Below are 24,252 nucleotides of genomic sequence, written 5' to 3'. Positions count from 1 at the left end.
ACCTTCCTTGATAGTCAGGTTTGACGGACTTTTTTCGGCTTGACTTCCTGCCATTTGAATATCTTATTGAGGAAATGGAAGATATGCTTGGATTCCTTGGTCATCAATGGTCCAAGGATGGCGAGGATGAGGACGTACAAAGCCGAGAACGGCTGCAGTACGCCCATCAGTCCTCCGGCCATTCCCAGATTGGCCATGATGATGGAGAACTCTCCCCGGGAGACGATTGTCAGACCGATGTTTGTCGATGCTTTATGCGACAGACCTGCCCGCCGGCCCGCAATCATACCAGAGACGAAGTTACCGATGATCGTGATGGCAACTGCTCCAAGTGCAAGCCATACAGCATCCCCGAGTGTCGTCGGATCGATGCTCAGCCCGAAGCTGAAGAAGAAGATGGCTCCGAAGAAATCGCGGAATGGCACGACCATATGCTCGATTCGTTCGCCTTGATCGGTCTCAGAGAACACTAGTCCGAGTAAGAGGGCACCGATTGCTTCAGCAACGTGAATGGTTTCCGAGAAACCGGCAATAAAGAATAATGATGCGAAAATGACGATGATAAATACCTCATTAGAGGAGATACGCAGAAGCTTGCTTAAAAGAGGTGCTGCTTTCCGTGCGATGACGAAGAACAACAGCATATAACCTAGTGCAATCAGAATGGAAAGGATCGTTCCGCCCAAGGAATTGGCGTCTCCCAAAACCAAACCTGATACCGTGGATAGATAGACTGCGAGGAAAATGTCCTCAAACATAATGATACCTAGAATCAGTTCCGTTTCCGTATTACCGGTACGACGCAGGTCGACGAGGACCTTGGCAACAATCGCACTGGAACTGATTGTAATGATACCGGCAATGATCAATGTTTCCTTGATCGGAAAACCTAGTACAAACGGATACAGGAAGCCGAGTGCAAAGTTGATTCCGATATAGATACTGCCGCCTACAACAATGTTCTTACCTGATTTAATGAGTTTCCCGATTGAGAATTCGAGCCCCAGATAGAACAGCAGGAACAAGACACCAACCCGTCCTAGGAAAGCAATGATATCTTCACTGTGGACAAACTGGAGATTAATGATGCCAAAACTAGGTGCATGTGGTCCGACCAACATCCCGATGATAATGAGGAACGGGATGATGGAGAAGTTTAACTTGTTGGCAAGAATGGCTGCGATTGCGATCAAGACAAGCGCAGTCCCTACTTCAAAGACTAAATGGTCCATAGCCTATCCCCTTTCTTTCAAAAATAATTCACTGTTGGCGCGTTTTATATCTGCACGCTCACCAGAAATGACGATTGTGTCACCACTTTTGAATATCGAATCGACACCAGGATTCAACTGCTTGGAATGATCTTTACGAATGATCCCGATGATGTTGATATTATAGTTCTGACGGATACCGATTTCACCAATGCTCTTTCCGATAATCGGCGCACTCGGGCCAAGCTTATACCATTCGATCACAAGGTCATCGAAAGCGACTTCGATTGTTTCCACTGCTTTTGGCTTATACGTCATTCCGCCGATGATGGAAGCGAGCTGTCTTGCCTCGGAATCGGTGAATGTTACACCAGAGATGCTTTCATCCAAATCCTCATCATCGTAATGATAAACTTCCCGACGACCATCATCGTGGATGATTACGACAACTTTATCATCATTTTCCGTCATAAGTTCGAACTTTCTTCCGATTCCCGGTAGATCTGATTCTCGGATATTCATAGTGATACCTCCTATTTCAATTGTTTTGCTTTCCGGACGACTTCCTTGAACTTACTATCACTTAGTATTTCCTGCAGATCATGAATCGAATCAAGATCCGCCTTCGCCATGAACACGATTCCGCCTTCTTCAACGAATGCGACATGCTCCCCTTCCTTGACGTCCAGTACATCCCGGATATGTTTCGGAACGGTGATCTGCCCTTTTGAACTAAGCTTTGCTAATTCCATGATTTCGCCCTTCTTTCAAGTTTTCCTTACTTTCTTTACTTTCCTTACAAACTAATTTTACTACATACCCAATATCGATGCAAAGGCTGCGCTTTCATTTCCAGTGATTTTCTGCTAATTCCGTTCAATGTTTTGTCACAAATAAGCAGGAGTTTCTTTACCGATTCACACTAGTCAAACTGCCTTGATTACTTTATAATAAATAAGAACAAACGTTCTAATCGATAGAGTGATAGCAGGAGGACGAACACCAAGATGCAATTTCGGTACGCATACACTGCAGGTAAGGAAGCAGTTGTCCGGCATATGCTGGAGCGGAGCATTTCCGATTATGTGAAGGAAATGATCCCGGATGCACATCGACTCTATTCCAAGAAGACCTCTTTCGCCAATAAAGGGCTGATTCGACAGGATTGGCGCAACATCATAGATAAAAATGGTCAGGAGATCAATCAAATCTATATCGAGATGTATAAAGAGCTGATGGACGATGCTTCCTATTACGTAGCAGATGTCGAATGGACAAAATAAAAAACGATGCGGTAAAACTTCCGCATCGTTTCATATTGTTTTATTGATAGTATTTCTCGAGACCTTTGACGATTCCTGAAGCTGCTTGTTCCTGATAACTGTCAGTCGCCAAGTTGGCTGCTTCAGCAGAGTTGGTGATATAACCTATCTCGGCTAGTACTGCCGGTGAATTGGTGTTGCGCAGGACACTGAAGTCAGCAGCCTGCGTTCCCCGGTCTACCGATCCTAGCTGGGATGTCAGGTTCTCTTGTACAGTCGAAGCAAGCTTGACACTTGTATCGCCATCAGGGTAATAGTATACTTCCGTTCCATTGACGAATTCTTCCGAAGTAGCGTTCAGGTGGATACTGACGAACATGGATGCATTCGCCGCATTTGACATAGCCGCCCTGGTTTCCAGCGCAACGAATGTATCATCATCACGCGTCATGATCACATTCGCTCCCAAGTTCTCAAGCTGTACTTGTGCTTTCAATGCAATGGATAGGACGACTGATTTTTCATAGAAGTAATCTCCAATCGCTCCGCTATCCTTCCCGCCATGACCTGCATCGATCACAATTGTTTTCCCCTTTAACGGCGAAAGATTATAAGATGCTTGACTCTCGGTTGTCGTAATATAATCCATGCTCACATAACCAGTTGTACCATTATGCTCTATCTGCGCCCAGTTATTTTCGATTGAAAGAATGGAGACAGCATCCCCGTTATATAGACTGTCGACAACATCTGCTGACATATCCGGAGTTGAACGGACATTCAATGATGTTGCAACCTGGACATAGCCTTCTGTTGTATCAGCACTCTGGGATGTTTGCTGCACATCAGTTTCTGCCGCACCTGTGTCTTGGACACCGCTGACAAATACCATACTTATGTATCCTTCTTGTCCGTAATAATCTATTTTACCCCAATCATGACTTACTTCCTTGATTTCTACAGCTTGCCCGCCTTGGAGTTTGCCGATTACTTCAGCATCATCTGCAGGCTCTGCCCTTACATTGAGAGATGTCGATACATCTATTGTTCCGCTTTCCGCATAACTCGTTACTGGTAAGAATGCAACAACTGCTATAAGTGCAATAAGGAAGACCAACAGCGCGCGATGCTTCAGATGTTTTTCTAGCATACGATTCCCCTTCCGTTTTTTGTAGAATTTTGTAGATTCGCATCCATTATAGATGAATATGTTGCCAATTAATAGTCTAATAGTCTTGCCATTTAATTAACAATTCCGCTAATCCTTGAGAATACTGCCCTTTCCCCTTTCAACTTGAACAAGTTTTTAGAAACAAAAAGGCAGCAAATACTAGATTCACTGCCTCATTGCCTCACTTCGAGAGTAAAGGAATAGATTATTCCGTATATTCACTTACTCCTTGCACAAGTCCCGTTGCCGCTTTGTCTTGATATGCACCCGAAGCCAGCTTCTCCGCTTCAGCTGCATTCGTGACAAATCCGATTTCTGCAAGCACCGCTGGCATGCTTGTGTTTCGAAGTACATTGAAATCGGCACTCTTGATGCCTCGATCACTTGACCCAAGCTGGTTCACAAGACTATCTTGTACACTGGAAGCCAGTGATTGGCCGCTGGATGATCCAGGATAATAGTACACCTCTGTACCGTTTGCAGATGTGGCCGAGGAGGCATTCGCGTGGATACTGACGAATACATCGGCTCCAGCTGCATTCGCCTTGGCAGCACGATCTTCCAACTCAACGAAGGTATCGGCGGATCTTGTCATGATCACATCAGCACCTTGTGCCTTGAGCTTTTCTTCTGTTTTTTGCGCAATAGGCAAAACGACATTCTTCTCAAGCACCCCATTTGCTACAGCTCCGCTGTCCTTGCCGCCGTGCCCGGCATCAATCACAATTGTCTTTCCTTCAAAAGCGCCTGTTTCGGTTTGTATGTAAGTCATGCTTACATATCCTGTCTGTCCTTTATATGTAATTTTGCCCCAGTTGCCTGCAACCTCCTCCAGATCAACGGTATCACCTGGATAGAGACTGCCGATGACGGAAGACGAGGTTGACGGCTCGGCACGAACATTCAAGGTGGTATCGACATTTACAGTTCCGCTTTGGGCAAAACTAGTCGATGGATAGAGCAGGATGAATACGCCGAAAAGGATCAGTACCCCTATCAATAAATGTCGTTTCTTATTCATGCATGTCCTCCTCTGCTGACAATAATCAGATGTTGTCACAATTATAGGGGACATGCATGATTGACAGATAGACCCAAACCGGTAAAGAGTGCGGACGTTCTAGCGAACAGACTTGTTTTTCCAGACATGGGCACTGCCGCATAACCTTCTTCCCATTACAAAACTGCCAAAGAAAGCTTAACGATTCGCATATATCTGTTCTGTACTATGTGAATAAACTTCAATGATGTTTCCAAACGGATCCTGACAATAAACGAGATAATATGCTTTCTCTTCATCCAGCGGCCATATTTGGCTGATGATTTTCCCGCCGGTTTTTTCTATTTTTTTTGCCAGCCCATGTACATCACCAGCTTCTGCCACAACACATAAGTGGAATATTCCTGGTTCCCAAGGTTTCTTCACAATCTCCCCTTTGGTTTCCGGAATGATGAACTCAAATAATTCAATACCAACTTGATTAGCCGCACTCATATGGACATTTCGCATATGCTTCACTTGATTACCTTGCAAATCGCGTGTCATATCGCCTTCCTCCGTTTTCATATCAAAAGGGCCGGCAATTATCTGGAAGCCTAGTGCCTCCTTATACCAATTGATTGCAGCATCCAAATTGGAAACGGTCATGCCGATATGCGTAATCGCTGTCATCTTCTCTCTACCTCCCTGATTAAAATATACAAAAATTTTATATCCTTCTTCTTTTTCACTTCATAAACGTTTTCAAACACCGATTATATAGGTGAACAGATCTATGTTCAGAGGGGGATTTACTATGAAAAAGAGAAATAGCTTAGCAGCAAGGTTAATGATCATAGTTGCAGCGATCACGATCATCTGTGGCGCAGCTGTCGGAACCATCAGCTATCTGACAGCTAAAAATGAACTGATCAATGCTGGTAAGATGGACCTGCAACACATGGCGCACAGTGCAACAAGCGTTCTGGTGCTGTTGAATGAGCGTGTGGAAAACGGGGAGATGACTTTGGAAGAAGCACAGGAAGAAGCCCGTACCATTTTGAACGGTCCGATTGTGGATGGCGCATATGATTTATCGGAATCAAATTTCAATTATAAAAATGGCGCCGGCTATATCATCGCTTATGACGACCAGGCGAATATGGTGCTCCACCCATCCGAGGAGATTGGTTCGCCGCCAGGAAACGACAGCATAAAGAAAAACCGGGAAAACTTGATAGTATTAGCACAATCAATGGATGATAATGATAGTTTCATGAGCTACGATGATATCGATGAAAAAACGGGCGAAGTCAGGGAGAAGATGGCTTATGTGAACTACTTCCAGCCCTGGAATTGGACCGTCGGTATTACTGTGTACACCGATTTGTTCTATGGTGATTTGATAAAAGTAAAATGGATTATAATCGGTATAACAGCAGGCATTACAATACTTACCCTCATTCTCTTCTATTTCTTGATCCGTCCGAAGCTGCAACAGTTAAAAGCAGTGACAGATGCTGCAGCGCAGCTTGCTAGCGGTGATTTCAGAGAACAAGATTTAAAAGAAACAAAGGATGAGATAGGTGTCCTGAGCAGAGCTTTCATAAAGATGTCTGGAGAGTTACGGAATTTAGTTGAAAGCATCATCCAATCCAGCGATAAAGTATCCGATGCGGCATCCGAGCTTTCTGCGGTAAGTGAAGAAACATCCGCAAGCAGTGAGCAGGTCGGTGTGGCAGTGGATGACATTGCCACAGGTGCAAGCTCTCAAGCGTCCGATTTGGAAACGACGACATATCATTTGAGTAAATTCAATGATTCCATCAGGACAATGACCGCACAAAGTGATGCAATCGCTCAAGCCGCACTTCAAACAAGTGAAGCGACAACCAAAGGCAGCGATATGATGCATGACTTGACTTCGGCTAATAATGCCGCGATGCAATCGGTAGAAGCTATATCTGTCGGAATGAAGGAACTGGATAAGAATTTGCAGCAAATCGTCCATATTACGGATGTCATCGAGAATATTACCGAAGAGACGAACCTGCTTGCCCTTAATGCGAGCATCGAAGCAGCACGAGCTGGAGAACACGGCAAAGGCTTTGCCGTTGTTGCGAGCGAGGTTCGAAAGCTAGCTGATCAGTCCAATGCTGCCACCAAGGAAATCCAGCAGATGATCAGCTCCATCACAAAAGAAGCCGCGGAAAATGTAGTTCGAATCGAATCGAATAAACAGCAGGCAGAACAGCTGAACCACTCCGTCGTTGCCACAGCCGCTGAGTTCGCAGCTATCGAAGCAGCTGCCGAAGCTACGAAAAATGCTGGCAGCAGACTAATCGAGGAAATAAAGCAGGTCACTGCACAGACAAATGATATTACAGATAGCATTCAGAACGCATCCAGTGTGTCAGAAGAAACAGCTGCCAGTGTCGAAGAGATTGCAGCCTCGATCGCCGATCAAATTCAAGCGGTTGCCAATATCGCAACATCCGCAGAAGAACTGACGCATATAAGCCGTCAGCTGAATGAATCGATTGCTGTATTCAAGTTATAGAAAAAAGCGACCCAAGGAGCATAAGCCCTGGGTCGCTTTTTTATCAGGTACAGCCTTCACATTCGTAATAATGTTTGCTCGCATCCAATGTACGAAGCAAGCTGCCGATTTCGACTTCTTCTGGTTCCACGAATTCCAAATCTGCCACACGTTCCTGGATGGACTGGCGTGCTTCTTCTTCAGAAGCAGCAACATAGCTGAATTCACTTGTTTCACCAGTTGGCAGGATTTTGTATTCAAATAAGTATCTTTGCATATTACCGGCCTCCGTAACACAATATCTAGTGTACGTACACTATACACCATCCCATATATGCACGTCAATCGTAAAGATTCTCATCTGCTATATTGCTAGTTTTCTTAATAATCTGTTTCCCCTGCCCACCCGCTCTCTACACGGTATTTCTGCTTATAAGGAAAATGCCCTCCAACCTTAATAAGTTTGGACAGCCCCGCATACGTTATACAAAGGAGGTAAGGACGTTGGAATTTCCTATGATCATGACGAACTTCTGGGATGCCGTGCTTGGTGTGCCCATCGTTCTTATTTTTACCCAAATCGTGAAGCATCTCCTGCCGCTGCCCGGCAAGTATACACCTACGATTGCGTTACTGAGCGGATTGATCCTGTCCATTTTTTTCAGCCATCCCCACAATCTGATTGCAGCAATCTTCATGGGGTATTTTTATGGCTATGCAGCCATCGGAAGTTATGCAGCCCTGCGAACCGCTTTTCGCGCTTATCGGAGAGACAAGCATGATTATCGTTAACGGTATAGATGGCGTTCACCATAAACATGGTGCAGAATCATCTGTTTGATGCTATCGAACGCTTCGGCATCATAGGTTCGAGGATAACTCATAAGCTGCAAAGGAAGAGGTGCCGCTCCCGGTCTCAGGGGCGGCTGTTCATATGGATAGTCGTGCAGGTGAAAACCAAGCCTCTCATAGAAGCTCACGCGACGGGCAGCAACCTCGGATTCAGCTGGAGGTTCCACCTCAAGTACGATCGGCTTATCTGAAATGGCCATGATTTCTCTCATGATTTTACTGCCCATGCCCCGCCCCTGAAAGGCTTCGTCAACTGCAATATGTTCGATGAATGAAAATTCCGGCAGTGAATAGATCGCACAAAATGCTGCCACTCGACCGTCTTCTTCATAAGTTTGGATAAGATAATCTTCCCTGTTCAAAAGTGCTTTTTGCTCCGTGAAACCACGATGCTCCTCAGGAGGGAATGAACACTCCATCAATTTATAAACAGATTCGAAATCCTGCATTTTAAAACGTCCTTTTTTCTACTAGTATATACGAAAAAAAGCGCCGGCCATAGCCGACGCCTCTTTATTTTTAAGATACTGCTTCGGAAATCCCCTTCACAACTGCAAAGAATGTCACCCAAAGCGGTATGCTTAAACCTGTACCATATAGTAATCCTACGAAAAAATTGTTTTCATTTTTCTTCATTCCTTGTCCACTCCTTCTTTCATGAGGATGCAGAGCAACTTTCCTTTTGCTTACATACATTCTATAATGAAAGCGTTTACACAGTAAAGGATTTTGTTTTGTCAAATTTCTGCACTATGCTCTCTCTTACTTCAAGGTTTCCCATAAAAACCCGTAAATAAACGTTTCTGTTATCAGACAGGACCTTTGCATGATATAAACAAGAATGATAACCATTCAAAATGCCAAACATATTTTCCCTCCATTTCGGGAAACTAATGAATAACTGGAAGGAGGAATACAAGTTGGATAAATCAAAGCAAAAAGCTGCAAATGAAGTAGCTGAAAAGATGTACGATGCACAAGATTATAATTCATCAAATCCAGTCGATAAGGGGATCTCGATTACCCATGAGCAAGTAACGGATACGTATACAGAGGGTACTGTAGATGGGAAGATAGATAATGTGGAAAAGGATGGTTCCCTGAAGAACGACAAAGGAAGGGAAATTCCCCGCGAAGGGTATTGAATGAAAAGACAGCTCTATACGAGCTGTCTTTTCTTTAATGCCTCCGGACATCATTTGTCCGCTGGTGAAACCAAACATAAAAACGCTCTGCTTCCCTGACCGGTATATCTTTCATTTTATTATGCAGCACCGGTTTTGCCCGGTTGATGGACTCGATTGTTGCCAATCCCAGCCAACGCTGCAGCGGATTTTGAGTCCTGGAAATCTCAATCATCTTATTTCTTTTTGTCACAAAAAGTGTTGTCGTAAAAGCTCCCGTTTTCATCTGGAAAAATCTCTCACTCACCAAGTATCCGGAATGTTTAAAATTCAAATAGCGATAGCCTTCAATCATGATCAATGCAATGATAGACACAATCCACCACGATATCTGATAACCAAACACTTCCGGACGCCAAAAATACATAGTGATGGTGACGGCCAGCCAGATGAAACTCGGCTGAAGCAGACGGTAAAACAATACTTTCTGCTGCAATTTATGCATGGAGAACTTCACTTCATACTCGGGTAGTATTGCAGCAATCAATTGCTGTGCCTGTTTCAATGAGAAATATGGATAAAGTGAATTGATCGTTTCTGTCTCCTCGCTAATATCCAGTGAACCTGTACTGATCAGCTTCACCTTTGCCAACCCGAGCAGACGGTGTAAAATCGGCTGGCTAATCTCAATTCCTTGCACGCGGTCTTTACGAATCGAAAAGGACGATTCGCTTACCAACCCTGTCTGGATGTAAATATTGACTGCATCTGATGCCAGTTCATAGTTGCCGTACTTTTGCAATATACGCCACATCCCGATCAAAAGGGACGCTACAATGATTCCGATTAGACCAAGCGTTGTGATCCACCAGATCTTCAACAATGGCAAATACTGACGCACATCGCTCCATTCAAAGAAAATATCAAATTTTAGTACAAAAGATACCAAAAGTGGCGGAACGAGCAAAAAACTGAAAGAAGTAAATGACGCCTTGATCAGTTCCTTCTTTGTCGGCTTGAAATGAACAGTTCGTTCCTGAGCAATAGAGACAGTCTGCTCTGATACAGTATCATCCCGTACCATATCATCTTCTTCGCTCTCAGCATGCTGCCGTTTGTCAGCTTGGTCCTGTCTGTCTGTTTTGGTCAGCTGTTCCAGCCGGGAGGCCTCCTCTTTCGTGAGCACCTTAAATTCCACAGCTTTTTCCTTCGATCCTGTCTCGAATTTTATCGCAGTCAATCGAAGCAGCCGATGCAGGAGATTCGTATGTTTAGTTATATTTTGAACTTTTTCGAAAGGAACAGTGCGGCTTGTTTTTGAAAAGATGCCGCTATATAAATGAAACGCGTGCTCATCAGCTGCGTATTTTTCTGTAAACCACGTTAGAATATCACTCACAATGGACAGCAGTATGATGGCCAAAACGATGTATTTTGCATATGTCCCCCACCAATTATCGGCATTATTGAAGATAGTGACGATTATGAGAGGCACAATCCAATTCCTGATTGCTTTGGCAATGCCAAACAGCATAATAGCCGGATGATAACGTCTTGTCTCCATCAGTCATCCTCTTCCTTTGCCTTGGCATATGCCGCGATTTCATTCCTTAATGCATAAGCCTCTTTTTCCGGCAAACCCGGGATGCTGTATTCGCCTGCCATTGTCTCAATCTCGACTTCCCGGAGTTTATATTTTCTTAATAATGGTCCTTGCTTCGTTTCGACGGATTGGATCTTCGTCATGGGAATCAGCTGATCCTTCTGGAACCATGCTCCCTGCCTCAGCTGAACATATTCCTCATCCATGTCATAGCGCCAGTTGCGGTGGTTGATAACAGTCGTGAAATAACCAATGAACCCAAATGGAATGGAGACGATAAGCAAGACCATAAGCACGAACCCGATCCAGGATGGCCAGTCAAAATAAAAATCCAAGCCAAATAAAACAACAAAAATCAAAAGCACCACCACATCAAAAATAACATCACCTATCACTTCGACACGCAATGATTCTTTCGGCAATTTATGTTGAGGTTCTTTTACTTGTGTTTGCATCGGTTTTCTCCCCTTTCTCTTCTTTCCTTTACGAAACCAAATAGAAATAGGTTCCAAAATTGTACTAATGAAATAGTACACCACACCCAAAAGGCAATCAATATAATTTTTGGTAAAAAATTCATGAAAAAGAGGGCTGAAAGTTATGAAAGTGAAGAAGTTTTCAATAACAGTACCGATTGGTACCATCTTCCATAGGTCAACTGCACAGTGGACTGCAGCTTTGCGAAATAATGGAATATTATCCACAAAAAAGAATGGACCCGGTAAGACCGGATCCATTCTCTTATTTTGCAGGCTCAGGCTTCACCTGACCGATATCTTGCTTTTCAATTTTTCTTACAGCATCACTGCTTGTGTCCACACGTTTTACGAACAGTGCGAGTACCAATGCAACAATATTGATTCCCAACGCTACATAGAAGGAAGTATGGATTCCAGTCAATAGCGCCTTCTGCGTCATTAGTGCAGTTGCTGCTTCTGTCAGTGTCGTTGGATCCACTCCTGCCATCAAGCTCTCCGCTTCATTTTTAGTAGAAGAGTTCATGATCGTAACGAGAACGGCTGTCCCAATTGAACCAGATACTTGCTGCGCTGTATTATTCACCGCCGTACCATGTGGGTTCAACACAGTTGGCAATTGGTTCAGACCGTTAGTCATGATCGGCATCATAACCATGGACATACCGAACATCCGTAACGTGTAGATGAAGATGATATATGCATAACTGGAATCCAGCTGCAGATGAGCGAGCATATAAGTTGAAACTGCTGTGATCGTCAAACCGACTGCCGCCAGAATGCGCGGACCGAACTTATCGAACAGTCGGCCAGTGATAGGTGACATGACACCCATGATGATGGCACCTGGCAGCATCATCAAACCGGAATCCAACGGGGAAATTCCGCGTACATTCTGCACATAAGCTGGTGTCAGAATCATACCTGAGAACATTGCCACTGCGTTTACGATGGAGATGATGGAACCGAGCGCGAACATCGGATACTTATACACGCGCAAGTCCAATAGTGGTTTCTCCATGCGCAACTGACGGATGACAAAGATAATCAAAGCAATCGCTCCGACAATCAAGGTAGTCAATACGATTGGATCTGTCCAACCGTCGGAACTTGCAGAGCTGAATCCATAAAGCAATCCGCCGAATCCGATGGACGATAGTACAACGGAAAGATAATCAAGCGTTGCCTCCGTATTTTGCTGCATGACATTCTTAAGCTTCCAGACAGCCAGCAACAAACTGATCACTGCCAATGGAAGGATCATTTCAAACAATAAACGCCAATCATAGTACTCCACAATGTAACCGGATAACGTAGGACCGATAGCTGGAGCCGTAATCATTACCAACCCGAAGATACCCATGGCCGTTCCACGTTTTTCACGCGGGAAACTAACGAGCATGATGTTCATCAGCAAAGGTCCCATTACAGATGAACCTGCCGCTTGGACCATACGACCAGTCAGCAATAGACCAAAATTCGGAGCAAAAGCTGCCAAAGCAGTACCTAATGTAAAGATGATCATCGCTGTGATGAACAGCATGCGGTTTGAAAACCGTGTAACTAAAAAGGCGGAGGCTGGAATCAGTACCCCGCTGACAAGCATATAGCCTGTTGCAAGCCATTGAACTGTTGAATAATCCTCGATTTTCAAGTCAACCATGATAGATGGCAGGGCGACATTCAACAACGAGTTATTCAAAAAGGAGACAAATGCTCCGACAAATAAAATAGCCAGCATCAAATATGGCGTTTTTCTGGGTTGTGTTGCTTCTGTGTTCAAATTTCTATCTCCCTTTATTCAATTTTAATGCTGTAGAAGCGGCCGTTTACAAATGGTTGCGTTGATTCCTTGTTTTTGCAATGCTTCTACCAGCTTCTTCATGAAATCATCGCTTTTTTTGATTACAGAATTGTACATCAGTCGACCCCTTCTTTCTGCAGTCCTTTTTTTACCAAACTGATCTGTGTTTCATAATTGGAGATGGCTTCTTCATCCGTGAGATCGTGAACGAATACCTGAACAAGATTATGAAAAGTGATTGCTCCGACAATCCTGATGACATGCGAAAGTTCCTGCTTGTCTTCGATATTCAGATATGAAATATCCACCAATTCAAGTGTTTGGGAGCGCTCATTTTTCAGACTCTCTTTATATATGTTATTAGCCATAGTATTTTCTTTCCTATGGTTCATATTCAGGAAAGCATATCTGAAGAAATCTTTATGCTCCTCATCATTACGCAGGGAAATCATATAGCGGAACTGTTCCACCAAGGACTCAAATAAGTTCCCTTTCTTCTCCTGAAGAATAGCTATCATCTTCTTATTGTTCTCTTGCGCGAGTTGATTCAGCAGAAAATAGTATAGGTCTTCTTTGTCCTCGAAATACTGATAAAAGCTGCCTCTCGGAATTCCCGCGTCTTTGATGATGTTGGCAATGGACGCTTCATGAAGCGGGACCCTTGAAAATTCTTTCTTAGCGGCTTGAATCAATGTATTCCTTTTATCCTCCGGCAAAGAAAGAAAGGTTTGCTTTGGCATAACTTCACTCCTGCCTAAACATATGACACAGTGTCACAATCAATGATAAATAGATTATATGTGACACTGTGTCACATGTCAAGAACATCTCATTAGTTGCTTCCATGAAGAAGCGAATTGCCAATCTGACAATTCGCTTCCGAAAATATTATGGAATCAAGGTACATTGTTGCCAGCTGCCCTGTACAATTTATACCACTCTTCCCTTGTCAATTTAATATCTTGTGCCTTACAGATAGACTGGATCCGTTCCGGATTCATCGAACCGACGACAGCTTGGATGTTGGCAGGGTGGCGCAGGATCCAGGCAACCGCAATTGCGGATTTGCTTACACCATACTGTTCGGCCAATTCCTGTAGTGCCGCATTTACTTCTGGGAAATCAGGGTGATCGACAAATACTCCTTCAATCATACCGAATTGAAAAGGAGACCATGCCTGGACTGTCATATTGTTCAGCCGACTATACGGCAACAGACCGCTGTCACGCACAACGGACTCCCTGTTCTGCATATTCACATTCAATCCAGCGTCAATCAGTGGCGTATGCATCAGACTGAATTGCAGCTGGTTGATGATCAGGTCCTCTTTTACATACTGCTTCAACAGCTCGATTTGGTAAGGGTGATGGTTGCTTACACCGAAGTTTCCTACCTTTCCGCTTTCTTTCAGTTCGCGAAAGGCCTCTGCTACTTCTTCCGGCTCCATCAGCGCATCCGGCCGATGCAAAAGCAGGATATCCAGATAATCAGTCCGCAGTCTTTTCAGTATACCTTCGACACTGGACACAATATGTTCCTTTGAAAAATCGAAGAAACCATGGCGAATGCCGCATTTGGATTGGAGAATGATATCTTCTCGTCTCACTGCACTCTCATTTAAAGCTTCGGCGAAAACTTCCTCAGATGCTCCCGCGCCATATATGTCCGCATGATCAAATAAATTGATGCCAGCTTCAACGCTTGTATCGATGACTTTGACAGCTTCCTGCTTGTTCAAATCTTTCATCCTCATGCAGCCGAGGGCAATTGGAGTTGTATCCAATCCACTTGTACCTAGCTTCATCTATTTTTCTCCCCTTTTCATTTCACTGCAATATCTGCTTCAATCTTTCCATTGCCCATTCCAGTTCTTCTTCTGTGATGATCAAAGGCGGAGCGATCCGGATGACAGTGTCGTGTGTCTCTTTGCAAAGCACACCCAGTTCCTTCAACTTTTCACAATATGGCCTTGCAGCCTCGGTCAATTCAATGCCGACAAACAATCCCTTTCCCCTAATTTCCTTGATTTTAGGGGAGGTCAGCTTTTGCAGTTCTTTCAATAAATATGTTCCGAGTCGATGGGACCTGCTCGCTAGACCCTCTTCCTCAAGTACTTCCAGCGCTGCAATCGAGACGGCACAAGCTAGTGGATTTCCCCCGAATGTGGAACCATGTGAACCAGGATCGAAAACGCTCAATATTTCCTTATCGCCGGCAACACAAGAAATCGGGAATACTCCGCCGCCTAATGCCTTGCCTAAGATATAAAGATCCGGCGATACACCTTCCCAATCACAAGCGAACGGTTTACCTGTACGCCCTAACCCGACTTGAATCTCATCGGCGATGAATAGGACATTCTCCTGCTTACATAATTCAGATGCTGCTTTTAGATACCCTTCTGGCGGGATGATGATACCTGCTTCCCCTTGGATCGGTTCCAACAGGAAGGCAGCCGTACTCGGTGAGATTGCGGTTTTCAGAGCCTCCAAATCACCATAAGGAATAACCTTGATACCTGGAATCATTGGACCGAATCCGCGGCGATATTCCGCTTCCGACGAAAGCGAGACCGCAGTCATTGTCCTGCCGTGGAAGTTTCCACCGCATACAATGATCTCCGCTTGATCATCAGCAATCCCTTTTACGTCATATCCCCAGCGCCTGGCTGCTTTAAAAGCCGTCTCCACAGCTTCAGCACCGGTGTTCATCGGCAGGATCATATCCTTGCCAGTCAAAGCAGCAACTTTTTCATACCATAAACCCAGCTGATCGTTATGAAAAGCGCGGGATGTGAGCGTGACTTTCTGGGCCTGTTCGATAAGCGCATCGATGATTTTCGGATGCCGATGCCCCTGATTCACCGCCGAATAAGCACTGAGCATATCCATATACCGCTTACCCGCGGTATCCTCTACCCACACCCCCTCAGCTTTTGCTATGACGATCGGTAGCGGATGATAATTATTCGCCCCATAAAGCCTTGTCAATTGCATCAAATCCTGTGCATCTGTAGTCCTCATCCCAACTGCCCCTTTCCAGGTTCGTTTGGCGCCCCTGATGCAGCGCAATCATTATATTTTCATTCTAACAAAGCAACAGATGATTGGAAGCGTTTCAACAAGAAATATAAAAAAACGCCCGGCTGTGAAACCCGGCGATTTTTAACCATTATATTCCTGCTGTCACACTTTCCTTCTTTTCCATGATGATATGAGGAATACCATCCTCATCAAATATATCGGAAGCTTCTGTATATCCCAATTTCTTGTAAAATCCGCTCGCTTGCACTTGCGCATGCAATTTGAAAGCTGTTTTACCTGCTTGGCGTGCTGTTTCTTCCAGGCCTTCAATAATGACCCTGCCCAGTCCAAACTTGCGGTATTCCTTTGTTATACATATCCGCTCCAGCTTTCCGAAATCCCCGACGAACCGCAGCCTGCCTGTGCCGACAGCTTCCCCCTCATGGTAAACGAGAATATGCTGACAAGCACCATCCAACACATCGAATCGATCGAATTCATCCTCAAAAGGCACACCTTGCTCTTCCACGAAAATTGCTACACGCATCGCTTTCGCTTTCTCGAAATCTTGGTCGTTTTGAATGATTTTGTATGTAGACATCGTTGTATTCATCTCCTGCTGATTGTTGATTTTATCCTGCATTAACAATACACCAAAACAAATATTTATTCATTCAAGAGCTGTCATCCACATAACGAATATGATCAACAACCTCTTCCTCAGATAAACAAGAACATACTGACAGTCAGTTTCTGACACATCAAATTAGTAGGACTCATCCTAAAGTTCCACTCTGGGTTCCTTTTTTATAACTGCTAATGTATCCGGGGTCTCACCTAGGTTTTCATCCCGCGGGAGTCTCCGTATTCTGCCTGCGCTTATCGAATGTAATTTTAAATGGGTATTCGGATTATCGTGTGGAAAACTCAAAAACAACATCTGCAATAAATTTACTACCAACCAAACTCCTTAATAAAAATATTTGACTTCTTTACACACTCAATGTAATATATAAATTGCATATGCAAAGTATATATTACATTGAGTAGGGTGGGATAATGAAAAATAATGTGAAAATAACTCGAATAAAAACTTCAATGACCCAAGAGCAATTAGCGAGAAGAGTAGGTGTAACCAGACAGACAATTGGACTTATAGAGAAAGGAGAATATAATCCAAGTCTTCAACTCTGCGTTGCCATAGCAAAAGAACTTAATAAAACTTTAGATGATTTATTTTGGGAGGTAGAGAATTAATGAAATCTTGGTTATCGTTTTTATTACCAGATGATGAATATCGGGAGAAAAAGGCTTTATATTTTTTATCAGAAGGGTCTGTTATTCTCTTACTATTTTTAATCGGTGTATTCATTATTAACAAGTATGTTCCGAATCTTCAACTTGACTTAGAATTAGCGTTATTCATAGCTATATGGCTTTTTATAGGTTACGTTTTTTTAAGGTATATCATTTCGGGTATGGAGTATACAGACATTTCTACGGAACAGGCTTATAAAAGACAATTAAAAGTTATTCTTACTAAATCATGTGGATTTGTCATTATTTTTAATCTTGTATACCTAATTTTTATACCGCCTAACAGTATCAGTGAATGGTTTGAATTAATAGCCTTATCGGTTATAGGTGGTTTTATCTTATTTTCCTTAGATTATATTTCCTTAAAGAAGTCCTATAAAAAGAATAAAGATTTATTATAAAACACTTGTCTTAGTAAATATTGAAAGAGTCAGGAAAAATATATGTTAAACAATATGCTTAATCTATCTAATCTGAAAATCATTGATATGAACGAGAGTATTAATGATTATCGGTTTTTAGTAGAAACGACATCCAATTCTCCGTCTTCCTGTCCAAAGTGTGGCACTATCGCAAACTTATACAAGCACGGTAAGAAAAATCAGTTATTTTTTGACCTGCCAATGCATGCCAAACGTGTCGGTATTTATGTCAAACGACAACGTTATAAATGTAGGGAATGTAATGGAACCTTCTTTGAAAATCTACCAGAAATGGACGACAATCGTTCAGTTACTAATAGGCTAATGGATTGGATTAAAGAAGCAAGTCTTGAGAAAACTTTTACCAGCGTTGCAGAAGAGATCGGTGTTGATGAAAAGACTGTACGGAATATCTTTAATGATTATGTTGCAGAGCTTGAAGCACAAACGAACTTTAGAACTCCTAAATGGCTTGGTATTGATGAAGTCCATTTACTTAAAAAATATCGTTGTGTCATCACAGATGTTGAAAACAAGTCAGTAATTGAAATCTTACAAAAACGTAACAAAGATAATGTTCTGAGTTACCTTTCAAAGCTCCAAGATATTGATAAAATTGAACTTGTAGCAATGGATATGTGGAATCCTTATAAAAGTGCTGTTAACACAGTGATACCACATGCCAAAATCGTAATTGACAAATTCCATGTCGTTAAATTAGCTAATGAAGCCTTAGAGAAAGTTCGAAAAGCTAACCGTCAAAATGTTACAGCCAAAGAACGTAGGCAACTTATGAGGGATCGTTATGTGCTTCTTACAAGGAGTAAAGACTTAACAGACTTTGATGACCAGATAAAGCTACAAGTATGGACTCAAAATTTTCCATTACTTGGACAGGCTTATGAACTCAAAGAGCAATTCTTTGACATTTATGAAGCTGAATCAATCAACGATGCCTATAAACTTTATCAAAATTGGGTTACAAATGTTCCTAAAGAATTAATGACTTATTTTGAAAATTTGATTAAAGCTATGAATAATTGGGAGGAAGTAATATTCAACTATTTCAATTCTCCTATTACAAACGCTTATACGGAATCCCTCAATCGTTTAATCAAAACAATAAACCATGTTGGTCGTGGCTACTCCTTTGAAGCCCTCAGAGCAAAGATTTTGTTTACTCAGGGCTACCGTAAAGTTAAAAAGAAAAAGAAATTCAAAGAAGTTGAAGTTACTTTTGGTAAAATGTTGCATGATCAATTCCAAAGTTGGTCACAAACTGGTTATGAGTGGGTGTATGAAGAAATCTATGGTGCTGATTTTTCCGCACTGACTAAAGCTATGGAAGAGGGTACTTTTTAACCCTCTTTCCACACTATTTTCCGATTACCCTTTTAAATAAACCGAAATTTAGGGCAAAACCTAATTTGATTTTCCCTAAATTTCGGTTTTTCAATAGGATCTGCAATGGACAAAACCTCAGGAGAAATCGTTATTATCAGATTTGCAGCACCTGCCTTGTTTCAATGTGTTCTGCAGGAAATATCAGCCAACCTTTGCAGCCATAGCTCACGCTTCAATAAGCGCGTTATCTTTTTCCACATTTGTTTTCTCTCCTTTCAAAGAAGAGTGTACAAATGAAATATAAACATCAAATAAAAAAGAGAGCTGCATTTTTTTGCAACTCTCTTAGCCACGCATCTCTTTCCCCTCAAGTGGCTTATTCCGGAACAAGGCATAGATACCCAATATAACTCCCCCAAGCAACCCCGCAATCAAATCCGTCATCGTGTCGGTATTTCCGCTCCGCTGCATGACGCTTGTCACCGTCATGTCGCCGATGAATTCGATACTTTCCCAGATTGCACTTCCGATCGTTGCCATACCGCATACAAATAGGAATATGATCCAGCGTGAAATGTAGATGCCTGCTGGCCTTAGCACCTTATAGCGATAAATAGCCAAGGCTAGCCAAGCGATATACATGCTCCCGACTACATGCAGCGTCACGTCCCACCATTTGTATTTATCGTAAAAGTGGAATATGGCTCCCAGTATGAAAGTGCAGACAAGCAACCCATAATAGCCGAGAATATGCGGTACGCGGAACGGTACCCGCTGGAAGAATAGCAGACCTAGCGGCAATGCACTCATGATTACCCTGCCACCACCTTTGGTCCAGGAATTCGTATCTCCATTTTTCAGTTCTATTACAAAGGAGACCAGCATGAAACAGATGAATATCAAGCTTAAGATGTATATCGTTTTCTTCAATCCTCATCTCTCCTAAAACTCTTTTTCCATAGTCTAACCAGTTAAAGAGGATTCTAGTTCAAAAACAAAAAAAAGACGATTCACCGTCTTGGTGAATCGTCTATATTTATTGGAGGAATTTTTCCATATCCTCATCCAGATGGACCCAGCCCTTCCAGCCGATATGAATTGTGTCACGCATGAAATGCGGATCATATTCATGGCCAGAATAATCAGCATAGGTAAAGCCGTTATCATCGATTTGTTTTTTGATTCGATTATAATAGTCTTCTCTTCCTTGTTTTGGAAATCCAGTATAATCGTAGTACTCCCCATTTACAGGAATGATGACAAACAATGGCTTAGCATCGGCTTTTTTCAGGATATCCAGCATCAGCTGAAAGTCGTCGTACTCAGGTGATTCCGCATAGGAATGTCCTTTGTTCTTTCCTTCCATCTCTTTGATGTAATTCTTTTTATGTTTATACACATTCGTTGCAATATGGAATTTCGAGTTCTTTGTCCGCTTTTCACCATAGGCATCTGCTTGTGCTTGCAGATCCTCCCATGTCTTATCTTTCACTTTATCGGACTGATGGCGATTCGTTGGCTTGTCTTTGACTAATGTGAAATACAAATCCTTTTTTTCAAGCATCGATATATAAGCTTTAGCTGGCGCGGTTAACAGGTTAAATTTCATCTTCTTATCACCCAAGTAAGCATCATACAGCTGATAAAGCATCGTGTCATTCTTCACCGCATCGTACGACATAAGCCTTTGCATCAGTTCCCGCTTCACCTGTTCATCTATCTCTTTATTGAATGGCAGCTGATATGCCTGCAAAGCAGAATAATTCGGCGCAAAATGCTGTTCATCTGTGCCGCGCTTGACGAACCATTGCGGCGATACGATGATGACCATCTGTTCTCCCTTCAGCTTATCGGCCTGCGTTGCGAAATTCAAATCATGGATGATCGATGTGGTACCGCCTTTTCCGATCAAATACGGTGTATAATCCGCGCCGTTCACTTCAAAATAATTAGATGGATGGAAAGGATCCCAGCGGGACAGCTCTGAAGAACCGTAAATCGGTACATAATCCGGATCATCCAGCATTTCTCCCTGTAAATAGGTGCCTTGGAACATACTTGGCTCAAGACTGATGGCCGATTGCTCCAAACGATCGGCTGGCACTAGTTTTGCCAGCCAGGAAGCCGGTACGAAGACAAAGCCGGCGAACAGGACCAATGCAAGGATGATCGGTCCGAATAGATACTTCTTCTTCATTATTTCAGCTCATTCAATCGATCGGTAATCGCATTTGGTGTGTTCCATGTATCCCGGTCGAACTCCGTAATCGGTACATTGATCCCAAGCTGCTCTTCAAATTGAACAAGCAATTCGACCGTTGCAAAAGAATCAAGTAAGCCTGCCTCGAAAATATCGAGATCGTGCTCCTCCTTCACGACATCATCTTCACAAACTTGCGCAATAACTTGTAGTACTTTCTCTTTGAAATCCATTAATATAATCCCCTTTTATTGAAATGGTCTTCCGGAAAACAGATAGAATCCGAAACAGACGACGTGGAAAGTGATGACGATCGATACAACCGTCATGAATTTTCCTGTCGGCCAGCGTTTATGTTTTTTGTTCCAATTCTCAAAGAAATTGAAGGCTGTCATCATCAGTGCATGATAAGCACCGTAGATGATATATTGGATTGCTAATCCATGCCATACTCCCATTAATAGGAATAGCAGGATATAACCCAGATTCGAAACAAGCATTTTGTTCTGTATCCACTTTTTCTTCTTCATCAGGAAGACGAAACGCATGAATACATAATCACGGAACCAGAATGACAGCGACATATGCCAGCGATTCCAGAAATCTTTAATATTCCTGCTGATAAACGGCTTGTTGAAGTTTTCTGGCGATCTTATGCCCATGATATAGCTCACCCCGACGGCAAACAATGTATATCCGGCAAAGTCGAAGAATAGATACAAACTGTAGCTGTACATATACAGCAAATGATAGCTGACCCGTCCATCCGCGATATAATCAAGGTTCATGATGAAATAAGAATTGATGGCGTAGCCGATGATGAACTTGTACAGGAAACCTAGGAATATCTTATTGATTCCTTTATAAAGCAGTTCCTTATATTCATCTGGTGTCCATCTTTTCTCTTCATCCTTTTGAAAGCGGCGGAACCGATCAATCGGGCCGGATGAAATCGTCGGGTAGAACAGCATGAAATTGACCAGCTGATAAATCGACAGCTGCTGTTTGATCAAACCATCCCTTGTTTCGATGATGATTTGAACAGCACGGAATGTCAGATAAGAGATTCCAAGGAAGCTTGCCCAGTTATCCACTGCCAAAAACGGCAGGATCTTCGATAAGATCAAAGGCAAAATCGATAGCAGACTCATCAAATAGAATACAAGACTGCTATTTTTCGTTTGCCGATAGCTTATGTAACCTTTGATGAGCACAAGCTGCAGGATGGTAAAGATGACGAGTGAATAAAACCCTTCATCTCCGCCAGAAAAGATCATTGCCAATACGACGATGGAGACAAACACATTATAATAACGCAAAGGTTTGCCCATCATACCGAGAATCATCGTTGGCAGCAGCAGGATGCCCAGGATAATGAAGAAAAGGAACGAACTATACGGGGTCATGCGAATACCTCTTCTTTCATTTTCTTCCGATCCGCTTTGCCATTCATCGTCATCGGAATAGCTTCATGATAGGTGAACTTACGCGGAATCATATATGCTGGCAGACGCAAAGCGAGATCCTTACGAATAGCTGCCGTCAGCTGATACTCTTTATCAAAGTCATGTTCTTTAGGTACGACCGCTGCAATCAAATATTCGATTTCCTCATTCGGTGCGAAGGGAATGATGATGGCAGACTCGATATACTCGGATTGATTGAGATGGAATTCAATGTCCTCTAGCTCCATCCGGTAACCATGAAGTTTGATTTGATAATCCAATCTCCCTTGACAGTACACCAAACCATCTTTTATCACACCGGCATCGCCAGTCCGGTAAGCCTGCACGCCTTCCATGATGCCATATGCCTTTTCTGTTAAAAGCGCCTCTCCCAAATACCCTTTTGTCACACTAGGCCCCGCAATGATAAGCTCACCTTTTTCGCCATCTGACAGCGGGGTACCCGTTTCATCCACAACAAAGATACGCATATCCGGCTTTGGGTATCCAACCGGCAATGCCTCATCCTTTATCAGCAATTCCTCAGTAACTTCCATGCTGGTAACTGCAACTGTTGCTTCTGTTGGTCCATATGTATTGAAAATACTTGCTTTCGGGAATCGCTCCTTCAACTCTCTGGCCACCGCCAGTGGCAGCACTTCACCACAGAAAAGAAAAGTTTCAAGCTCTGGAAGCATTGCCTCATTGAAATCTGGATTCGGAAAACACATCTGAACAAAAGATGGTGTCGAGGTCCAAACCTGTATGTCAGAATGGACCAGGTTCTCAAAAAGCAGCTTCGGCTTATTGATCACTTCCTTATCCAAAGCATGGACAGTACCGCCACTTTGTAATGCCGGATAAAAATCCATTACGGACAAATCGAATGAAAAAGGCGCCTGATTCATGAATACTTTACCCTGTCCCAATGGAAAGTCCCCAGTCATCCAATCGGTAAATGATTGCAGATTTTCCGCCGTTACCTGTACACCTTTCGGATTCCCGGTGCTTCCAGACGTATAAATGATGTAGAATACTTCATCTTCATCAACCCACAAATCTTGTCCTATCGGTTCTTCCTGCTCAAGCTGTAAAGCAGTTGTATGTAAGACTGCAACATTGTCTAATTCCAGTACCGTATTCGTTGTATCAATGACCAAGCCGGCCCCTGATTTTTCCACTATAAGACGCACCCGTTCCATCGGAATGGATGTATCGACCGGTATGTATGGATAGCCAGCTTTTACGCAGGCAAGGAATGAGACCGGCATATCCGTCCCCATGTGACCGTACACAACAATCGGCGTCTGACGTTGTAGCTGACAGCTGCTGCGGATCAGGCCTGCCAATCTGCTGGATTTATCCCAGAGCATCCCGTAGCTGATTTTTTCATTTCCATTGCGGAATGCTATCTTCTCAGGAATCACTGCCGCGTGCTGTGCAATGGTTGTTAGTAGTTTCATCGTTTTATCTTCTCCA

At 43.1% G+C, this 24,252-nt stretch carries 27 protein-coding genes; 7 read left to right on the top strand and 20 right to left on the bottom strand.

Features of this window, described 5'->3' with window-relative positions; translation table 11 throughout:
* Positions 1 to 14 precede the first annotated feature (14 nt).
* Genes AB1K91_RS07985 through AB1K91_RS07975 form a run of 3 tightly spaced genes read right to left on the bottom strand, consistent with a single transcriptional unit; the run spans position 15 to position 1,963 of the window.
* A complete protein-coding gene (locus tag AB1K91_RS07985) occupies positions 15 to 1,232 on the bottom strand; it encodes a cation:proton antiporter (RefSeq protein ID WP_413089248.1) in 1,218 nt (405 codons plus the stop codon).
* A gap of 3 nt (positions 1,233 to 1,235) precedes the next feature.
* Positions 1,236 to 1,733, bottom strand: coding sequence for a cation:proton antiporter regulatory subunit (locus tag AB1K91_RS07980; protein ID WP_093727316.1), 498 nt, complete (start codon positions 1,731 to 1,733; stop codon positions 1,236 to 1,238).
* Between the two features lie 11 nt (positions 1,734 to 1,744).
* Entirely contained in the window at positions 1,745 to 1,963 is a 219-nt protein-coding gene (locus tag AB1K91_RS07975) for an AbrB/MazE/SpoVT family DNA-binding domain-containing protein (RefSeq protein ID WP_093727315.1), read from the bottom strand.
* Between the two features lie 255 nt (positions 1,964 to 2,218).
* Here AB1K91_RS07975 and AB1K91_RS07970 point away from each other — a divergent pair, with 255 nt between their 5' ends.
* Positions 2,219 to 2,494, top strand: a complete 276-nt coding sequence (locus tag AB1K91_RS07970; RefSeq protein WP_413089247.1) for a hypothetical protein — start codon at positions 2,219 to 2,221, stop codon at positions 2,492 to 2,494.
* A 40-nt stretch (positions 2,495 to 2,534) separates the two neighbouring features.
* Here AB1K91_RS07970 and AB1K91_RS07965 read toward each other — a convergent pair whose 3' ends face one another.
* The 3 genes from AB1K91_RS07965 to AB1K91_RS07955 form a co-directional block, all read right to left on the bottom strand.
* Positions 2,535 to 3,623 (bottom strand): N-acetylmuramoyl-L-alanine amidase family protein, encoded by a 1,089-nt coding sequence (locus AB1K91_RS07965; protein WP_413089246.1) that lies wholly within the window; start codon positions 3,621 to 3,623, stop codon positions 2,535 to 2,537.
* Positions 3,624 to 3,849: 226 nt separating this feature from the next.
* On the bottom strand, positions 3,850 to 4,665 hold the full coding sequence (locus tag AB1K91_RS07960) for an N-acetylmuramoyl-L-alanine amidase (RefSeq protein WP_413089244.1): 816 nt from the start codon (positions 4,663 to 4,665) through the stop codon (positions 3,850 to 3,852).
* A 177-nt stretch (positions 4,666 to 4,842) separates the two neighbouring features.
* Positions 4,843 to 5,316: a VOC family protein gene (locus AB1K91_RS07955; protein WP_413089243.1), complete on the bottom strand. Its 474-nt coding sequence runs from the start codon at positions 5,314 to 5,316 to the stop codon at positions 4,843 to 4,845.
* Between the two features lie 124 nt (positions 5,317 to 5,440).
* On the opposite strand from AB1K91_RS07955, the gene AB1K91_RS07950 reads away from it, so the two are divergent.
* A complete protein-coding gene (locus AB1K91_RS07950) occupies positions 5,441 to 7,183 on the top strand; it encodes a methyl-accepting chemotaxis protein (RefSeq protein WP_413089242.1) in 1,743 nt (580 codons plus the stop codon).
* A gap of 43 nt (positions 7,184 to 7,226) precedes the next feature.
* Here AB1K91_RS07950 and AB1K91_RS07945 read toward each other — a convergent pair whose 3' ends face one another.
* Positions 7,227 to 7,439, bottom strand: coding sequence for a hypothetical protein (locus AB1K91_RS07945; protein ID WP_413089241.1), 213 nt, complete (start codon positions 7,437 to 7,439; stop codon positions 7,227 to 7,229).
* A 227-nt stretch (positions 7,440 to 7,666) separates the two neighbouring features.
* On the opposite strand from AB1K91_RS07945, the gene AB1K91_RS07940 reads away from it, so the two are divergent.
* A complete protein-coding gene (locus AB1K91_RS07940; RefSeq protein WP_093727308.1) occupies positions 7,667 to 7,954 on the top strand; it encodes a hypothetical protein in 288 nt (95 codons plus the stop codon).
* Here AB1K91_RS07940 and AB1K91_RS07935 read toward each other — a convergent pair.
* Entirely contained in the window at positions 7,951 to 8,463 is a 513-nt protein-coding gene (locus tag AB1K91_RS07935; RefSeq protein WP_413089240.1) for a GNAT family N-acetyltransferase, read from the bottom strand. The genes AB1K91_RS07940 and AB1K91_RS07935 overlap by 4 nt on opposite strands.
* 471 nt (positions 8,464 to 8,934) lie before the next feature.
* Here AB1K91_RS07935 and AB1K91_RS07930 point away from each other — a divergent pair, with 471 nt between their 5' ends.
* Positions 8,935 to 9,159: a YozQ family protein gene (locus AB1K91_RS07930; RefSeq protein WP_413089239.1), complete on the top strand. Its 225-nt coding sequence runs from the start codon at positions 8,935 to 8,937 to the stop codon at positions 9,157 to 9,159.
* Positions 9,160 to 9,193: 34 nt separating this feature from the next.
* On the opposite strand, the gene AB1K91_RS07925 is transcribed toward AB1K91_RS07930, so the two are convergent.
* The 7 genes from AB1K91_RS07925 to AB1K91_RS07895 all read right to left on the bottom strand — a co-directional run bounded on the left by AB1K91_RS07925 (position 9,194) and on the right by AB1K91_RS07895 (position 16,688).
* Positions 9,194 to 10,702, bottom strand: a complete 1,509-nt coding sequence (locus AB1K91_RS07925) for a PH domain-containing protein (protein ID WP_413089238.1) — start codon at positions 10,700 to 10,702, stop codon at positions 9,194 to 9,196.
* Entirely contained in the window at positions 10,702 to 11,196 is a 495-nt protein-coding gene (locus AB1K91_RS07920) for a PH domain-containing protein (RefSeq protein WP_413089237.1), read from the bottom strand. The genes AB1K91_RS07925 and AB1K91_RS07920 overlap by 1 nt, the downstream gene beginning before the upstream one ends.
* Positions 11,197 to 11,482: 286 nt before the next feature.
* A complete protein-coding gene (locus tag AB1K91_RS07915; protein ID WP_413089309.1) occupies positions 11,483 to 12,958 on the bottom strand; it encodes a DHA2 family efflux MFS transporter permease subunit in 1,476 nt (491 codons plus the stop codon).
* 179 nt (positions 12,959 to 13,137) lie between these two features.
* Positions 13,138 to 13,761, bottom strand: a complete 624-nt coding sequence (locus AB1K91_RS07910; RefSeq protein WP_413089236.1) for a TetR/AcrR family transcriptional regulator — start codon at positions 13,759 to 13,761, stop codon at positions 13,138 to 13,140.
* A 156-nt stretch (positions 13,762 to 13,917) separates the two neighbouring features.
* Positions 13,918 to 14,826, bottom strand: coding sequence for an aldo/keto reductase (locus AB1K91_RS07905; protein ID WP_413089235.1), 909 nt, complete (start codon positions 14,824 to 14,826; stop codon positions 13,918 to 13,920).
* A gap of 22 nt (positions 14,827 to 14,848) precedes the next feature.
* A complete protein-coding gene (locus tag AB1K91_RS07900) occupies positions 14,849 to 16,045 on the bottom strand; it encodes an ornithine--oxo-acid transaminase (protein WP_413089234.1) in 1,197 nt (398 codons plus the stop codon).
* Between the two features lie 148 nt (positions 16,046 to 16,193).
* Complete coding sequence (locus tag AB1K91_RS07895; RefSeq protein ID WP_413089233.1) at positions 16,194 to 16,688, bottom strand: GNAT family N-acetyltransferase; 495 nt, start codon at positions 16,686 to 16,688, stop codon at positions 16,194 to 16,196.
* A 416-nt stretch (positions 16,689 to 17,104) separates the two neighbouring features.
* Between AB1K91_RS07895 and AB1K91_RS07890 the strand changes: the two genes are divergently transcribed.
* The 3 genes from AB1K91_RS07890 to AB1K91_RS07880 are packed head-to-tail and all read left to right on the top strand — an operon-like array spanning position 17,105 to position 19,146.
* The gene (locus tag AB1K91_RS07890) at positions 17,105 to 17,302 is read left to right on the top strand and encodes a helix-turn-helix transcriptional regulator (protein WP_413089232.1); all 198 of its coding nucleotides are present in this window, start codon (positions 17,105 to 17,107) and stop codon (positions 17,300 to 17,302) included.
* Complete coding sequence (locus AB1K91_RS07885) at positions 17,302 to 17,763, top strand: DUF3278 domain-containing protein (RefSeq protein ID WP_413089231.1); 462 nt, start codon at positions 17,302 to 17,304, stop codon at positions 17,761 to 17,763. Before AB1K91_RS07890 ends, AB1K91_RS07885 begins: the two co-directional genes overlap by 1 nt.
* 42 nt (positions 17,764 to 17,805) lie before the next feature.
* Complete coding sequence (locus AB1K91_RS07880; RefSeq protein WP_413089230.1) at positions 17,806 to 19,146, top strand: ISL3 family transposase; 1,341 nt, start codon at positions 17,806 to 17,808, stop codon at positions 19,144 to 19,146.
* Positions 19,147 to 19,473: 327 nt separating this feature from the next.
* Here AB1K91_RS07880 and AB1K91_RS07875 read toward each other — a convergent pair whose 3' ends face one another.
* From AB1K91_RS07875 to dltA, 5 genes are all read right to left on the bottom strand, one after another.
* Positions 19,474 to 20,058: a DUF2238 domain-containing protein gene (locus AB1K91_RS07875; RefSeq protein ID WP_413089229.1), complete on the bottom strand. Its 585-nt coding sequence runs from the start codon at positions 20,056 to 20,058 to the stop codon at positions 19,474 to 19,476.
* 106 nt (positions 20,059 to 20,164) lie between these two features.
* A complete protein-coding gene (gene dltD / locus AB1K91_RS07870; RefSeq protein ID WP_413089228.1) occupies positions 20,165 to 21,325 on the bottom strand; it encodes a D-alanyl-lipoteichoic acid biosynthesis protein DltD in 1,161 nt (386 codons plus the stop codon).
* Positions 21,325 to 21,561 (bottom strand): D-alanine--poly(phosphoribitol) ligase subunit DltC, encoded by a 237-nt coding sequence (dltC, locus tag AB1K91_RS07865; protein ID WP_413089227.1) that lies wholly within the window; start codon positions 21,559 to 21,561, stop codon positions 21,325 to 21,327. The genes dltD and dltC overlap by 1 nt, the downstream gene beginning before the upstream one ends.
* Positions 21,562 to 21,576: 15 nt before the next feature.
* A complete protein-coding gene (dltB, locus tag AB1K91_RS07860) occupies positions 21,577 to 22,734 on the bottom strand; it encodes a D-alanyl-lipoteichoic acid biosynthesis protein DltB (RefSeq protein WP_413089225.1) in 1,158 nt (385 codons plus the stop codon).
* Complete coding sequence (gene dltA, locus AB1K91_RS07855) at positions 22,731 to 24,236, bottom strand: D-alanine--poly(phosphoribitol) ligase subunit DltA (RefSeq protein WP_413089223.1); 1,506 nt, start codon at positions 24,234 to 24,236, stop codon at positions 22,731 to 22,733. Before dltA ends, dltB begins: the two co-directional genes overlap by 4 nt.
* Positions 24,237 to 24,252: the final 16 nt, after the last annotated feature.

Origin of the sequence: Terribacillus jepli (assembly GCF_047228925.1) — a bacterium.
Taxonomy (GTDB): domain Bacteria; phylum Bacillota; class Bacilli; order Bacillales; family Amphibacillaceae; genus Terribacillus.
This window is presented reverse-complemented; position numbering and strand designations above follow the sequence as displayed.